Genomic DNA, 15,142 nt, shown 5'->3' on the forward strand with positions numbered 1-15,142 from the left:
GGTTAACTTTTAAATCTTGCTATAACAATGAATTGGTCGGCCTCTTTACCACCGGTAATGATCACGCCTTCACTTTCCAGCCAGGCATGGGCCTGCAGGTCATCACCCACCTTATTGATACCAAAGAAAACAATACCGGACATATGTTTATAAGTGAGCATGATCTTACCGGCCAGCGCCTGTTCAAAACACTTTGCCCTCCAGGGTGAATATGCCGCAGCTCTTCTGATGGCCGCCCGGATCCGTTCCGGACGAGGTGAAGGCCTCATCTTGAAGGTATCTGCTTCGTCCACACTTTTACCCAGCAAGGGCGCTATTTTTCTGAAAGGCATAAAGACAAGCATACAGCGGGCAACAGCAATGCATATCCACGCCTGTATAAAGAGCAGCAGCGCTGAAATTTTCCTTTTCATTAGAATATTGATGTTACTACATCCAACAATGAATCAGGCGCACACTGGGCAGGACGTGTTACCTGGTATACTTCTGCACATTTTACCATTTTACTGATCACATCGAAACAAAGGGCCCGCATGGCGGGCTGCCTGAAGAAAGATGCTTTATAGACGTGTTGTACCACACCTGCAAAGGCTACACTGCCCCTTAACTGTTTATGACGGATCGTATCGGTTTCCCCTGTTTCCAGCAGAATGATCCGCTCAATAGGATACTGCCGTGTATCAAAAGCGCCATGAAAGAAAAAACCGTACTTCTCAAAACCCGGCATCACAGGAAAAGAACGATCGTTCAGCTGCAAGGTTTGCAGGGAGTGTTCCCACAATTTGATCATCGGGTAAGAAGCAACCCCACTGATACGGTCGTCATCCGGCAGTTCTTTCAGCACCGTAATATCATCGCTGAAGATCCTGTATTGCCGCTGTTTCAGTCCTGCGAGCGTCGTAGACTTACCAGCGCCCGATTGTCCGGCAATGAGCGTCAGCCTGTCATTCACTACAACAGCCGATGTATGCAGCGGTACCTGCCTTCTTTGCTGCAGGATGCCGGCTATTGCAGCACCGAGTACAAACAGGCGGACCGCCCGCTCTTCCGTATTGGCCGGATGAGGATGAACAATGATCCGGTTGCCATCGGCAACATAATAGCTCGCAACATCCTGTACAGAGAAGACCAGCTCATGGTCATTCAGCTGGTAAGAAATATGGCCGATGTCGAAGGCTATATCAACATTGATATCGGGTACTTCACCAAGGGTAATACTTACATCAGCATGCTTAAACTCGAACGGTAACAACTCAGGGAATTCCATTCCGGAAATAATATGCAGGCCGAAGCCCCAATATTTATGCATGGATAGCGAACTATTTGACGTTTAATAATGTTACAATTACTATACACTCAAGTAATCACTAATGTTTAAACATATGTCAGAAAGCGTACAGACTTCCCTATGCAGAGAGACTATCGTTCGCAGGAACGAGCGTAATTTCCTGATCAGTCATATCGGAGAAGAAGTGGTACTAATGGATATTCACAATGGTCAGTACATCGGTCTTAATGCCATAGGCAGCGCCATTTGGGAAAAACTGGAGCAGCCTGTGCCTGTTCATGAAGTGGTACACGCATTGACAGCAGAATATGCTGTCAGCATGCAGCTATGCGAACGGGAAACGCTTCTTTTTCTTGAGAAAATGATGCAGCATCAAATGTTGATCATCCAGTAATATTATGCGCCAACCCGAGGTTACTATTCTATTGCTATGTTGCCGGGTATACCTGCAAACCAGTTCCATTTCTACGCTCTGTACTTTTATATCCGGCCATACCATCGACTGGCAAACAGTATATAAGTTATGTGCACGGCACCGGATACGACCTGTGGTTTATTATGTATTAAATAAACTAAGGGCCATCGTACCGCCCGATGCCCTGAAGCCGTTTAAAGCTTATTGCAGAGAATTTTCTGTGTTCGCCTTTGACAGGAAAATGATAACGGAATACATTGTCGACCGCCTACAACAACACGGCGTCACCGCACGGTTCTACAAAGGGATGGACTTTGCACAGCTGGTGTATGGCGACATTGCCATGCGGGAGTTTACCGACATGGACATTATCATCCCGGAAGACCAGGTATCAACGGTCGTGTCTGTCATGCAGACGGAAGGATATGAGATGCACCAGGAAGAATATTTCAGCAATTATCCCGATCATTTTAAAGACCACATAAAAGAAGTGGTTTTCGGTAAACCTTGCAGCCGCGGCAAATGGCTGAGTTTTGAGTTTCATTACCGGCCTCCGGAAACCCTGACTTCTGCCCAGTATCAGTTTGATCAACTGCTGGGTAGTGATTATTTAACAGGTGTACCTTTTACACATGAAGATTATTACCGGCTGATGCTGGTAAACAACGGGGCGAGCGATTTCTATCCGCATCTGCGCTCTTTACTGGATATGGCTTTACTGTACCGTCACGGTCCCCATAAAGTGCCACCGGAGCTGCAGGGATTTGAAGACCTGTGGATGCAGCTCGCATCCGGCCTGCTGGGTGTTCCCGCCATTGCAAATGGTGCTGTACCCGACAAGACCTGTCAGCTGCTGATGAACCGCTTATTACACGAGCCCCGGCAAACGGAGAACAAATTCCTCCAACTGGCACTCATCCGCCTTTCCTTCATGACCAGCCTGAAAGCGAAATATGCTGTTTTCATGCGGTACATCGGCTTCCTGCTCAGACCTAACGGAGAAGATATTATGAGTCTCCGATTACCCTGGTTCTTCCTTTATTACTTCACCAAACCTTTCCGGCTGACGCTTGGCCTGTTCAGGAAGCCAAGATAAACCCTGCCTATTTCAGGTCCACCTCAAAACCATGGCAAAGCCGTCCCAAAGCCGCCCCAGAGCCACCTGTAGAACTCCTTTAGAGTCCCTTTGTTTGTAGCGCGGGGTTCGTAACCCCGGGGAACAACACGTAATCACTCGCGACAATAGGACTCCGCTAGGAGTCCCCTTGTTTGTAGCGCGGGGTTTCAACCCCGGGGACCGCAATGCGCGGGGTTTCAACCCCGGGGGCCGCAATGCGCGGGGTTTCAACCCCGGGAACCGCAATGCGCGGGGTTCGCAACCCCGGGGGCAGGTCAGCTATCGCCAGATGCCCCCTTCTGCGTTGGGGAACAATCTGCACCACAGGAATGCTCCAGAAAGCAGACAGGTTGTTATATAATTTCTTTTCGCGCTTTTTCTTTTTAACAGGCCTCACCGGCAACGCCACACTGACAATGTCCAAAGCAGTACATTCACTGTTCCGGGACAAATGCAACGCACCATTTACTTCATAATACGCCTGCACCTGCAACAGGATACAGGTAATATCCCCACTGCCGGTATTTAATGTAAAGCTTAATCCACGTCTTTCATCACGGGGAATGATGACCGCTTCACTGGCCATCTGCTGACAGCGATGCCTGGTAAAATCAACGGATAAGGCAATAGCCCTTATGCTCAGATGCGTAATGCCGTTGAAGGCTCTACGCCTACTGAAGATGATTTCAGGTAAGGAAACAGTAACGCAATTATCTTCCCTTGCTATAACCGGCATTGCGCCCAGCAGCCTCTCAATATTTGTTGCATGATTGAAGCTAAAGCCTTCCAGCAAATGCATATGCTGCGCCAGGATCCGGCGATTTCCGGGCTGATGGCTGTTGTCGGCGCGTACCACTGCGCCCATTACTTTATTCAGACTGTTGATCAGTGCACCACTATCGTACGACTGCGTATACTCCTTTAATGCATGACGCATCACTTTCGCACAGCGGCTGGCTGTACCAAAATCTGACGCAGCCCTTTTAGTGGCCACGGTTTGTTTTACTTCGTCAGGGGCCTGTCGGACGAAGTAATTTACCTTGCCGTTCTTATCTCTCCGGAAGTAATAGATCTTATCTCCCAATTTCCCGGACAATGGGAGGATCCCTTTTTGTCTTGCCATTTGAATTGTTATACATTAATTTACGAAAAAAACATGATCCGGATTCATGCTAATCTCTTTGTTGGTAACACGGCGGATTGTATATCGCAAACACCGGATCTGGCAGTTATCCACGCATGCAAAGAACCCTGTCACAGGAACGCCCTCGGCTATAAAGGAAATTTACCCTCTGACCATCCCCACTACCTGGTACAGGAAGCGAACAATCACCTGTACCTGAATATGGTGGATATGGACAATGAACTGGCGCCGCATTTTACTGACCCTATTATGCGGGAGGCCATGACCTTTATTGAAAGAAATATAACTGACAGGCAGGTACTGGTACATTGTAACCAGGGCTGGTCACGTTCGCCTTCGATTGCATTATTATACATGGCGCGCAGGGGTTATATAGGGAATCAGTCCTACAGTATAGCCGGAACCGATTTCAAGCGCATTTATGCCCCCTATAACCCGGGAAAGGGCATTGCAGCATACCTGGACAGAAACTGGGAAAAACTGCTGACTTTTTAAGTTCTATTTTTCTTCAGATTATCAAAATATATTACCTTCGCTATCAAATAGCTATTTACGATCCCCAATTAACCACAATATTTCTTTTTGGATTTGCTACAATAATTAACGTTAGTACGGAATACACCTTTATCACTCAATAACCAAATTGTTGCTATGTAGAAACTGATTCTTATTGTTCGAGTGTTTTCAACCCATAATTTATTTACCATGTCCATGAATCAATATCATGCACAGTGAAGGTATGTCTAAATATTTATTGCCGGGCAGAAGTTACGCCGGGTGCTATAGCAGCATTTCTGACAACCAGGCTTGCAGTACTATAGCCGTATGGAGCGCGCTTTAACATATTCTCCGCATATGAATATTTAATTCCATAATACGGTTCCCACAAATAACGATTCAACATTAATGATAAAGCGTACATGGATGGGGTTATTGCTGTCATCAACAGCATAATCAGCTTACCCGAAAAAATGTACCTATTTATCCCTAAAGAAACAATCCGGGAGACCGTTCTCTTATGAAATAAACAACAAGAAGCAGAACATGATGGAGCCCGTTAACGGAATGAAATATACCTTTTAAGAAGAATGCAATAAGTATACTGTGCACACCACGCACAGACACATTTTCCAACCTGACCTGATCTCCGGTGCATTCCCCGGTCTGTAACTCTTTTACCCTGACAATCTAAAAAAAACAATATGAAAAGAACATTCATTTTTTTTGTTGCCTCATTGACATTGACATGCCTGGCAACTACCACAAGGGCGCAGGAAACGGCTTCCGCTACAGCTACTGCCACCATCGTGACCCCCATCAGTATCGTGAAAAACATTGACATGAACTTCGGGAATGTGGCCGTGCAATCTACCACTGCGGGAACAGTGGTGCTGACACCTGCCGGCGTTCGCTCAGCTACCGGCGGCGTAACATTGCCTAATACAGCGGGAACAGTAGCTGCCGCAAAGTTTACAGTAAGCGGTACTTCCGGTTATACGTACAACATTACACTGCCGTCTACCGCATTGACCATTACCAGTGGTTCCAACACCATGACAGTGACCACCTTCACCAGCAGCCCTTCCGGCACCAGTGGTACCCTCACAGGAGGCTCAGAAGTACTGAATATTGGTGCTACACTGAATGTAAGTGCAGGACAACCTGCCGGTACCTACGTATCAGGCACTCCCTTTGACGTAACGGTTAATTATAACTGATCTTAGCGCTCATCTTCCAGAAGGCCCTCCCGGTAAGTGTGCTGTACACGGCCGGGTGGGTGTTTATTGGCCTGACTATTAACGCTGTTTATGCGCCATATCTATTATCTGATATTTGTTACCATTTTATCGCCCCTCCTATCAACCGCACAGGGCAATCTCCTGATCACACCCATGAGGGTTGTTTTCGAGGGACAAAAGAAAGTACAGGAACTCAATCTGGCTAATACCGGCATTGATACAGCCCGGTACCTGATCTCCCTTATCGAAATCCGCATGAACAGCAATGGCACTTTCGAAAGGATCAGTGAACCGGATTCCGGACAATTGTTTGCAAGCAAATTCCTCCGTCTCTTTCCCAGAAACGTGACCCTTGCTCCCGGCGAGGCACAGCTGGTGAAAGTACAGCTCACAAAAACAGGACAGCTACAGGACGGAGAATACCGCTCACATATTTATTTCAGGGCCGTACCCGATGTCAATACCCAGGGAGAAGTGCCCCGTAACAAGGACACCTCGACGATCTCTGTAAAGCTGATAGCTGTCTTTGGTATCAGCATTCCTGTGATCATCAGGGTAGGCCCACCGGCGTTAAATGTAAGCCTGACAGATATTTCACTTGAAACAAAAGAAAATGCGCCGCCCCGTCTGAAGATGATATTGCGCCGCACAGGTAATCATTCATCATATGGCGATATCAACATTGATTATGTTTCTGAAAAAGGAAAAGTAACTACTGTAGCTACTGTAAGAGGACTCGCCGTTTATACGCCGAATCCATACAGGCAATTCGATATGGAACTCGAAAAGAAACCTGGCATTAACTATCACCACGGCAAACTAAGGATCACATATACTGCGCAATCAAAAGGAACAGTGTCCGATCCATTAGCTGAAACAGAACTGCAACTACATTGATCAGTCGCGGGTGTTTATCCGGCATACAATAGCATATGCCGTCAGATAATATTCAAACCATGAATATCGATAGACAATTTATACGTGTTTGTTTTACACTCCTTATCTTATTGTCAGGCCTGCCTGTTTCCCTGTGGGCACAGACAAGCTGGACGGGAGCTGTCAGCACGGCATGGAATAATGCGGCTAACTGGACCGCAGGTATTCCAACAGCTACAGTTAATGCGGTGATCGGGGATGCGTCTTTCACAGGCGCCTTTCAACCCACCATCAGCGCCACCGCCAGCTGTAATTCCCTGACGCTGGTAACAAGCGCCAAGAACCCCGTATTGACCATTTCAAAAGGCCTGACGGTATCCGGTACGCTCACCATCAACAGCGGCTGCACGATTTCACACAAGGGCGTTACTGTTACAGTAAAAGGCGACTGGGTGAATAACGGCACTTATACGTTTACCAGCAATAACTCGAAAGTCATCATGGGGGGTACCACCCAGACAATCGGAGGTACTGCTGCCACCGCTTTCAGACGCATCACTATCTCTTCCGGCGCCACAGTGACCCAGAACACCAACTTTTCCGTAGCAGGTATCTTTACCGTAACCGGCACTTTTATACCTTCAGAAAGCACTACTCCGATTGTATCAGGGGGCGGTACCACTTCGGTCAGCTCCACCGGTATACTGCGCGTAAATGCCAGCACTTTTGCTGGCAACTATACCATATCAGGTACAATTACACTCACCGCAGGTAGTACGGTCGATTACAGTGCAACGCTTATCAATCAAACTGTCCGTAATGACCTTAGTTATTCCACACTCAGGATCAGCGGGGCATTGGTGAAAACATTGGCAGGCAACCTCGCTGCATTAAACTCCAGTACAAGTGCAGCAGGCCGTATTAACGTAGTGGCGGGTACACTGGATCTGTCCACTTTTACGGCCAACCGGGGTACAACAGTAGCTGGTGGCACCCTCACTGTAGCGAATGGCGCTACCATGAAAATAGGCGGAACGAATACCATCCCTGCCAACTATGCCACACATTCCCTTTCCCTGACAAGTACCGTAGAATATAACGGTCTTGCCCAAACGGTATCGTCAGAGACGTATGGCAATCTTACCCTGTCCAGCTCCAGCGGGTCCGTCGTAAAGACCATGCCCGCTACTGCCTTCACGGTGGCAGGCACCCTCACCAGTACGGTGGGAGCAGGCACCGGTGTAAGTTATACGGCAGCTTCCAATATAATGATCAGCGGCGGCGTGAATATCGGCGCATCTACTACGTTCAATGGTGGCAGTTTTACGCATGAGGTAGATGGTAACTGGGTGAACAATGGCACCTTCACCGGCTCTACCAGCACCGTTAACTTCGGAGGTCCCGGTTCATCTATCAGTGGTACCGGTACCCACAATTTCAATAACATAGGATTACTGGCTACCAATATCACAGCTGCCGCTACCAGTGCGTTAAGCGTGTCGGGTAACCTCTCCACTTCCGGACCAGGTACCTTCACCCATCTGACAGGCGGTACATTGACAATGACAGGTACATCCAAAACCATTACCGGCGCGAGCATCACCTTTGACAATCTTTCCGTTTCCGGTAGTGTCAGCGTCAGCACCAGCATCGTAGTAACGGACAATCTTAATGTGACCGGCACTTTTAATGGTCTCGGCGGTACCGTTTACATGCAGGGAACATCCAAGACCATTTCGGGCGCAGGCACTATCAGTTTCGGTACACTGATTATCTCCGGCACCGTCAGTACAGCCGTGTCTTTCTCTGCGATCAATACATCTCTTGACGTCAGCGGATCTCTTACAGCCACCGCCGGTACTGTTACCTTTACGGGCACCAGTACCTTAAACGGAACGGCTAATCTCTTCAATGTTACACTGAATGGAACATCCCTGCAATTGTCGGCCAACTCGGTATTGGGTATAGCCGGTACATTCACCGTCACCGCCGGTACACTGAATGTTACTTCCACACCACCTAATACCGTTAACTTCAATGGTACAGGCGCACAGACGATCAATGCCCTGACCTATGACAGGCTGGTATTATCCGGCGGCGGTACAAAAACGGCCGCAGGTGCTATTACCACTAACTATTTCACCCTCTCCGGTAGCACTACCTTTGCTGCAGGATCCTTCACTCACCAGGTGCAGAATGATTTTGTCAACAATGGTACTTTCACAGCCGGCAGCAGTACGGTATCATTTACAGGCGCCAATGCCTCCACCATTACCGGCGCTACCACCTTCAATATCCTTACGCTGAATAAGACAACAACAACAACACACGTCGACATCAACAATGACGTACAGGTGGCCACCATTAATATGACCAGCGGCACCATGAGTACCGGTAGCAATACCCTGACAATGACGGTAGACAGATCCGGGAATGGTGTTATACTAGGCAATATCCGTAGATCTCAATCTTTCTCCCTGGGTGTTGCCTATACATTCGAAAGTCCCAACAACTCAATAACTTTTTCAGTGGCGGTGCCACTAACCACTTCTATTACTGTTTCGGTTGCGGTGGCGCCGGTCTCCGATTTTCCTCAGGGTAGTGCGATCAACCGGGTGTATACAGTCAGTGACGTAACGTCTTTAGGACTTATGGCGCTACGACTGCATTATGAGGATGCGGAATTGAATGGTAACAATGAGTCTACCATGGGGCTGTGGTTCAATGGTGGCACCACCTGGGGGGCTTCAGGAAAAACATCCAACAGCACTACTTCCAATTATGTGGAATTAGGCGGACAAGTAGCCCTCAATGGACGATGGAGCATATCGGACAATTCCAACGTTGTGCGCTGGAATGGATCTGTCAGCAGTGACTGGTTTACCGCGGGCAACTGGACATCTGTACAGGGCACACCGTCCCTCCCTCCTGGCGTTAATGATATCGTAGAAATTGCCACCGCCGCATTTACCAATCAGCCTACGATCAATAATACCGCCTCTGTAAAGGCCATACGATTCGGCAGCACACAGGCGGCCACCCTGACCCTTACAACAGGTGGCAGCCTGACTACGCAGGGTAATATCAGCGGTTCCTGGTCTGCCAATGCAACACATACCATTACTACAGGCACTCAGACACTAACCGTAAATGGCGACCTGGTACTGAGTGATGGCACCAGCGGCCATGCTATCAATCTGACTGCAGGCGCAGGTACCGTTACTGTAGGCGGCTCCCTGATTGAATCAGGAGGCGCTAATGTTACGTTAAGCGGGGCAGGCACGCTCAATATAGGCAGCAACTATACTTACACCAGTGGAACCTTCACAGCCGGCAGCAGCACGGTCGTTTACAATGGCACAGGTACACAAACAATAGCCGGACTGGCGTATAATCATCTCCAGGTAAATAAGTCAGCCGGCATCGCATCCCTGAGCAGTGCAGGCACTGTAGCCGGCAACCTGAGTGTTAGCGCAGGAACGTTTTCACTGACTGCTGGCATGACTGTAAGTGGTAACGTCAGTATATCTTCCGGCGCCATTTTAAACAGCGATGTCATCACACTGACTGCTGGTGGCAACTGGAGCAACAGCGGTACGTTTAACGCCTCTGGTGGAACAGTTACACTGAATGGCACCGGCGCCCAGAGCATTTCGGCTACTACCTTCAATAACCTGGTAGTTAACAAAACAGCAGGTACGGCCACACTTAGTGGTAACTGTCCTGTCAATGGCAACCTTACAATCACCAATGGCACAGCAGATCTCTCTACTTTCAGCGCAAGCAGATCTTCTACTGGCGGTACGCTGACGATCTCTAACAGCGCCACCTTACTGGTGGGGGGAGCAAGTAACTTCCCTTCCCTATTTTCCACCTATACCCTCAGCAGTAGCAGCACCGTCAACTACAACGGCACCGTCGCGCAGACAGTGGCAGGTGTCGCTTACGGCAACCTTACCTGCAGCAACGGCAGTACAAAAACACTGGCTGCTACCTGTACTGTAAACGGAGATCTCACCATCGGCAGCGGCGCTACCTTCGATGGCGCTACCTTTACCGTCAATCTTTACGGCAACTGGAATAACAGCGGTACGTACACTCCCAGCAGCAGTACGGTAACACTGAATGGAACCAGTAAAACTATCACCGGCAATACTACCTTTAACAGACTCACCGTATATGGCAGCTATGCCGTGAGTGGCAGCGATATTATTTATAATGGCCTGCTCACCGTTACCAGCAGCGGCTCCTACGACGGCGGCAGTGGTAATGCCACATTAAATGGTGATCTTACCAACAATGGCTCTCTGATCAGTAACGGTGTTACCACCTTTAGCGGTACAGCAGTGCAGACCATCCGCTTCATAAATGCCGTAGTCTCCAATTCAAGCGGTGTTATTAATTTCAACGGCACCGTCCCCCCCGTGCTGAATTCGACCAGTACCCCCACTTATGCTACCCTCAACATCAACAATACAGGAGGTGTTACCGCCAGTGTGGGATGGAGAGTACTTATTGCATTCAATATCAGCAGCGGCGCTACTTTCAATGGTGGTATATCTACCCACACTATATTCGGATCTTTTACCAACAATGGTACGGTGACCAGCAGTGGCAGCATGAACTTCACACCTACAGCGGCACAGACCATCCAGCTCACCGGCACCGGCTTTACCAGCACAGGTACCGTGACCTTCGGTGGTAGTGCTGCAATGACCGTAACCGGTACCCCTACTGCGCTGAACAACGTTATCATCAGTAATACTGTTGGCGTTACACCATCCTCCAGCTGGACCGTGAATGGTGACTTTGCCATCACAAACAGTGCAATATTCAACGCAGGTAGTTTTACCTATACCGCAGCGAAAAACATCGAAAGTAACGGTACATTAAACGGAGGTACGTCCACCTTCAACATGACAACAGCTGATGGAACACTCATCGGTAACCCGGCTACAACTTTCTATGACCTGACCATCACGGGTACGGTGGCTTCTCTATCTGACTATAATGTCAGTCATAACTTCACCAACAATGGCACCTATGATGGCACCATCGGTACACTGATCATGACTGGCAGCCTGCCTTCACTCATTACAAGTTCTGCATCTTCATTCGCACTCTCCCAGGTAACCAATCAGAAAAATGCAGGTGTGACCACTACACTGGGCAAGCCGATCACTGCTGTGGATGATATCACCATTACCAGCGGTATATTTGATGCAGCAGGTATTGCGATCACACCTTCCGCAACCAGTTCCCTGACTATTGCGAATAATGCAAAACTCATCCTTGGCGGCACACAGACATTGCCCACGTTCACGGCTTATGCACTGGACACCTTAAGTAATGTTGAATACGCAGGAAGCACACAGGCCGTCTCTTCTGCCACACCATACGGCAACCTGATTATATCTGCCGCGGGTAGCAAAACAGCGTCCGCAGTAGTGAAAATACTGAACGACTTTACATTGACTAACGGCACCTATATACAGGGCAGTTTTACAGACACTATCGGCGGTAACTGGACCATGTCCAGCGGTACCTATACGAACACCGGCGCTACCGTTTATTTTAACGGCACGGGTACGCAAACCATCAATTCCACCGGGACCTTTAATAACCTGACGGTGAACAAGACCGCCGGCATTGTTTCTCTTGGTTCCAATATTACCGTAAGTGGTGTGTTGAACTTTGTACTGAATAAAATAAGCACCGGGGCTACATTCGCCGTTATTCAACCATCAACAGGTACTGTTACCGGCGCTTCCCAGAGCACGGGATGGGTATCCGGAAGACTACAGAAAGCACTGCCTACCGGCAGTAATGTGACAAGAACTTTTGAAGTAGGCGACAACCAATATTATACACCCGTTACCGTTACTATGCCGAGCGTTACCACAACCGGCAATCTGCTGACCAGCACTACTGCCGGCGATCATCCGAACATCAACAGCTCAGCGATCAGTTCCGCCAAAAGTGTGAACCGCTACTGGTCATTTACCAATACAGGTACTGTCTTCACGACGGCTTCCGTTACGCTCAACTGGAACGCGGCAGATGTAGATGCGGGGGCCAATACGGCCAATTTCAAGGTGGCAAGTTATGATGGCAGCATCTGGGCAACGCCTACCACTGCCAGTCCCCTGTCCACCTCTATACAAACCACTGGCCTGACCAATATGAGCCTTGCCCTGATAGCAGGTGAACTGGTGTCCAACAATACCTGGACCGGCACAATAAGCACCAACTGGTTTGTGACCGGCAACTGGTCTATCAACGCGCTGCCTACCAACACCATGAATGTGATCATACCAACTGGCCTTACCAATTACCCGACTGTCGGCACAGGTACTGCTACTACCGCCAATATCACCATACAAACGGGAGCATCTGTTACGGTAAGCGCAGGAACATTACAGATCTATGGTACTGTCAGCAACAGCGGTACTTTCACGGCTACCAATGGTACGGTAGAAATGGATGGTAGTGCGGCGCAAACCATCCCTGCAAATACCTTCGCTACCAATACCATACTGAACCTCACGACCAATAATGCCAGCGGTGTAACATTGTCCGGTACATTAAAGGTGTCTGGCGTACTGAAAGCTACAACAGGCACATTTGCCACAGGCAGCAACCTCACCCTGCTTTCCACGGCAACACGTACCGCGTTGATCGATGGTAGCGGCAGTGGTAGTGTCACCGGCAATGTGACCGTACAGCGTTACCGGCCTACAAGCTTTGGTTATGTCTATTTCAGTTCTCCGTTCCAGTCAGCAACAGTAAATGAGTTTTCGAACGAAATCAATCTCAACGCCACCTTCCCGACCTTCTACCAATATGTAGAGAACCGCACCTCCTCAGGATGGACTGCGTATACCACAACTACAGGAGTGCTCACGCCAATGGCAGGTTATGCCGGAAACCTGGGCACTTCTACTTCCCCTGTAACGATAGATATGACAGGGGTTGTCAATAACGGCACCATCGTCTCTCCTACCCTGACAAACAATAACCGGCCGTATACACTCGGCTTTAACCTGGTAGGCAATCCTTATCCATCACCGGTCGACTGGGATGCCAGCGGAGGATGGACACGCAATAACGTCGATAATGCCATCTATTACTTCAACGCTGGTACGACCAATCAATATACAGGCACTTATAGCTCTTACATCAATGGCGTATCCAGCGATGGCATTGCTACCAACATTGTACCTGCCATGCAGGGTTTCTTTGTACACGTCACCAATGGCAGCTTCCCGGTATCTGGTTCCCTCACCGTCAACAATACGGCGAGGGTCAATAACCTGACACCCAACTTCCATAGGGAAAGACCTCTGACAGAACCCTTATTACGCCTGAGCGCCGGGTTCACTGACGAAGGTTATCATGCAGATGCCGCTGTTATCTACTTCAGCAATACTGCTTCCAGGGATTTCGAGATAGAAACGGATGCGCTCAAACTCATGAATACAGATCCGACAATTCCAAGCCTGTATGTGCTGGCAGGTGGTCAACGACAATCTATCGCCGCCTGGCCGGAGAATATAGACAGTACGGAAACCATTCCATTGGGACTGACCACAGAACAGGAAGGATATATCAGCTTCACGATGCCGCTTATTGAGCGCATGCCTGCAGGCTGGCATTTTTATCTCTATGATAAGGAAGCAGATATCACCCATGATCTGCATAAGACTACACCTTACCGCCTGCTGTTACGGAAAGGCGTCTATGATAAAAGATTCTTCCTGGTATTCAAAACCGACGAGGGTGTGGTTCCAGGCAATACAGCATTCTATCATGCATTCTATACAGGCAATAACCTGTACGGACAGTTTGATAAAGTACCCGGTGAGAAATGCACCATTGCCGTCAGCAATATGGCAGGTCAGATCTTATTCCGGAAAGCATTTAAAGGCAATGGACGCTACCTGCTGGGCTCACGCTACAGCAGTGGAGTCTACCTCGTCACCTTCCAATCTGACAAAGAGCGGATATCGAAGAAAGTGTTTATAAGCAATCAATGATCATTACATGCGATCGGTGCTAGCAAAATATTACCTCCTTTGTACAGGCCTGCTGGTCTTCCTGCTCACCATCACATCATCCGTGAAGGCGCAGGAACCTCCGCCAAAGCCTATATCAGTGTTCGTGAATCCCGCACAGGGACTCATCTTTGGCGCATTCTTCCAGGGAGCAACCGGGGGCACGGTAACTGTTTTTCCCGATGGCTCGCGTTCTGTTACCGGCAGCATTGTGCAGGCCAACCTTGGCTTTCCTTTCTCTCCGGCAATTTTCGAAATAGATGCGAATCCAGGTACCCTGGTACAAATTCTGAACGGCCCCGACGTAACACTGACCGGCAGTAACGGCGGTACACTGTCACTGCACATTGGTTCATCAAGTACAGGAAGTCCCTTTGTTACTACTGCCACCTCTCCGGCCAGAACACTGGTGCGCATAGGCGGTACGCTCACTGTGGGAGTGCCGCTGGCAAATCCTGCGGGGAATTACAGTGGTCTATTCTCAGTCACCTTTATCCAGGAATAACAAT

At 48.9% G+C, this 15,142-nt stretch carries 9 protein-coding genes and 1 pseudogene; 7 read left to right on the plus strand and 3 right to left on the minus strand.

The features are described from left to right. Positions 1 to 2: 2 nt before the first annotated feature. Entirely contained in the window at positions 3 to 413 is a 411-nt protein-coding gene (locus CLV42_RS05925) for a lasso peptide biosynthesis B2 protein (RefSeq protein ID WP_106600977.1), read from the minus strand. Continuing rightward, complete coding sequence (locus tag CLV42_RS05930) at positions 413 to 1,309, minus strand: phosphoenolpyruvate carboxykinase (ATP) (RefSeq protein WP_106600978.1); 897 nt, start codon at positions 1,307 to 1,309, stop codon at positions 413 to 415. The genes CLV42_RS05925 and CLV42_RS05930 overlap by 1 nt, the downstream gene beginning before the upstream one ends. A gap of 172 nt (positions 1,310 to 1,481) precedes the next feature. Between CLV42_RS05930 and CLV42_RS34550 the strand changes: the two are divergent. Next, positions 1,482 to 1,607, plus strand: a pseudogene (locus CLV42_RS34550) (PqqD family protein); the annotation flags it as partial. 79 nt (positions 1,608 to 1,686) lie between these two features. After that, on the plus strand, positions 1,687 to 2,799 hold the full coding sequence (locus tag CLV42_RS05940; protein WP_106600979.1) for a nucleotidyltransferase family protein: 1,113 nt from the start codon (positions 1,687 to 1,689) through the stop codon (positions 2,797 to 2,799). Between the two features lie 157 nt (positions 2,800 to 2,956). Here the strand turns inward: CLV42_RS05940 and CLV42_RS05945 are convergent, their stop codons facing one another. Then, complete coding sequence (locus tag CLV42_RS05945; protein ID WP_106600980.1) at positions 2,957 to 3,943, minus strand: hypothetical protein; 987 nt, start codon at positions 3,941 to 3,943, stop codon at positions 2,957 to 2,959. A gap of 33 nt (positions 3,944 to 3,976) precedes the next feature. Here CLV42_RS05945 and CLV42_RS05950 point away from each other — a divergent pair, with 33 nt between their 5' ends. The 5 genes from CLV42_RS05950 to CLV42_RS05970 all read left to right on the plus strand — a co-directional run bounded on the left by CLV42_RS05950 (position 3,977) and on the right by CLV42_RS05970 (position 15,138). After that, positions 3,977 to 4,459 carry a dual specificity protein phosphatase family protein gene (locus tag CLV42_RS05950; RefSeq protein ID WP_106600981.1) on the plus strand — a complete coding sequence of 161 codons (483 nt, stop codon included), beginning with the start codon at positions 3,977 to 3,979 and terminating at the stop codon, positions 4,457 to 4,459. A 707-nt stretch (positions 4,460 to 5,166) separates the two neighbouring features. Next, positions 5,167 to 5,682 (plus strand): DUF4402 domain-containing protein, encoded by a 516-nt coding sequence (locus CLV42_RS05955; RefSeq protein ID WP_106600982.1) that lies wholly within the window; start codon positions 5,167 to 5,169, stop codon positions 5,680 to 5,682. Between the two features lie 90 nt (positions 5,683 to 5,772). Then, positions 5,773 to 6,600 (plus strand): fimbrial biogenesis chaperone, encoded by an 828-nt coding sequence (locus CLV42_RS05960; protein WP_106600983.1) that lies wholly within the window; start codon positions 5,773 to 5,775, stop codon positions 6,598 to 6,600. Between the two features lie 59 nt (positions 6,601 to 6,659). Then, positions 6,660 to 14,615: a T9SS type A sorting domain-containing protein gene (locus CLV42_RS05965; protein ID WP_106600984.1), complete on the plus strand. Its 7,956-nt coding sequence runs from the start codon at positions 6,660 to 6,662 to the stop codon at positions 14,613 to 14,615. Positions 14,616 to 14,622: 7 nt separating this feature from the next. After that, positions 14,623 to 15,138, plus strand: a complete 516-nt coding sequence (locus CLV42_RS05970; protein ID WP_106600985.1) for a DUF4402 domain-containing protein — start codon at positions 14,623 to 14,625, stop codon at positions 15,136 to 15,138. Positions 15,139 to 15,142 lie beyond the last annotated feature (4 nt).

Source organism: Chitinophaga ginsengisoli (assembly GCF_003014595.1).
GTDB classification, from domain to species: Bacteria; Bacteroidota; Bacteroidia; order Chitinophagales; family Chitinophagaceae; genus Chitinophaga; species Chitinophaga ginsengisoli.

What these genes read in the sequence shown, in the direction of transcription:
- CLV42_RS05925 (WP_106600977.1), bottom strand. Translation starts at nt 413, where the DNA reads ATGAAAAGGAAAATTTCAGCGCTGCTGCTCTTTATACAGGCGTGGATA.
- CLV42_RS05930 (WP_106600978.1), bottom strand. Translation starts at nt 1,309, where the DNA reads ATGCATAAATATTGGGGCTTCGGCCTGCATATTATTTCCGGAATGGAA.
- CLV42_RS05940 (WP_106600979.1), top strand. Translation starts at nt 1,687, where the DNA reads ATGCGCCAACCCGAGGTTACTATTCTATTGCTATGTTGCCGGGTATAC.
- CLV42_RS05945 (WP_106600980.1), bottom strand. Translation starts at nt 3,943, where the DNA reads ATGGCAAGACAAAAAGGGATCCTCCCATTGTCCGGGAAATTGGGAGAT.
- CLV42_RS05950 (WP_106600981.1), top strand. Translation starts at nt 3,977, where the DNA reads ATGATCCGGATTCATGCTAATCTCTTTGTTGGTAACACGGCGGATTGT.
- CLV42_RS05955 (WP_106600982.1), top strand. Translation starts at nt 5,167, where the DNA reads ATGAAAAGAACATTCATTTTTTTTGTTGCCTCATTGACATTGACATGC.
- CLV42_RS05960 (WP_106600983.1), top strand. Translation starts at nt 5,773, where the DNA reads ATGCGCCATATCTATTATCTGATATTTGTTACCATTTTATCGCCCCTC.
- CLV42_RS05965 (WP_106600984.1), top strand. Translation starts at nt 6,660, where the DNA reads ATGAATATCGATAGACAATTTATACGTGTTTGTTTTACACTCCTTATC.
- CLV42_RS05970 (WP_106600985.1), top strand. Translation starts at nt 14,623, where the DNA reads ATGCGATCGGTGCTAGCAAAATATTACCTCCTTTGTACAGGCCTGCTG.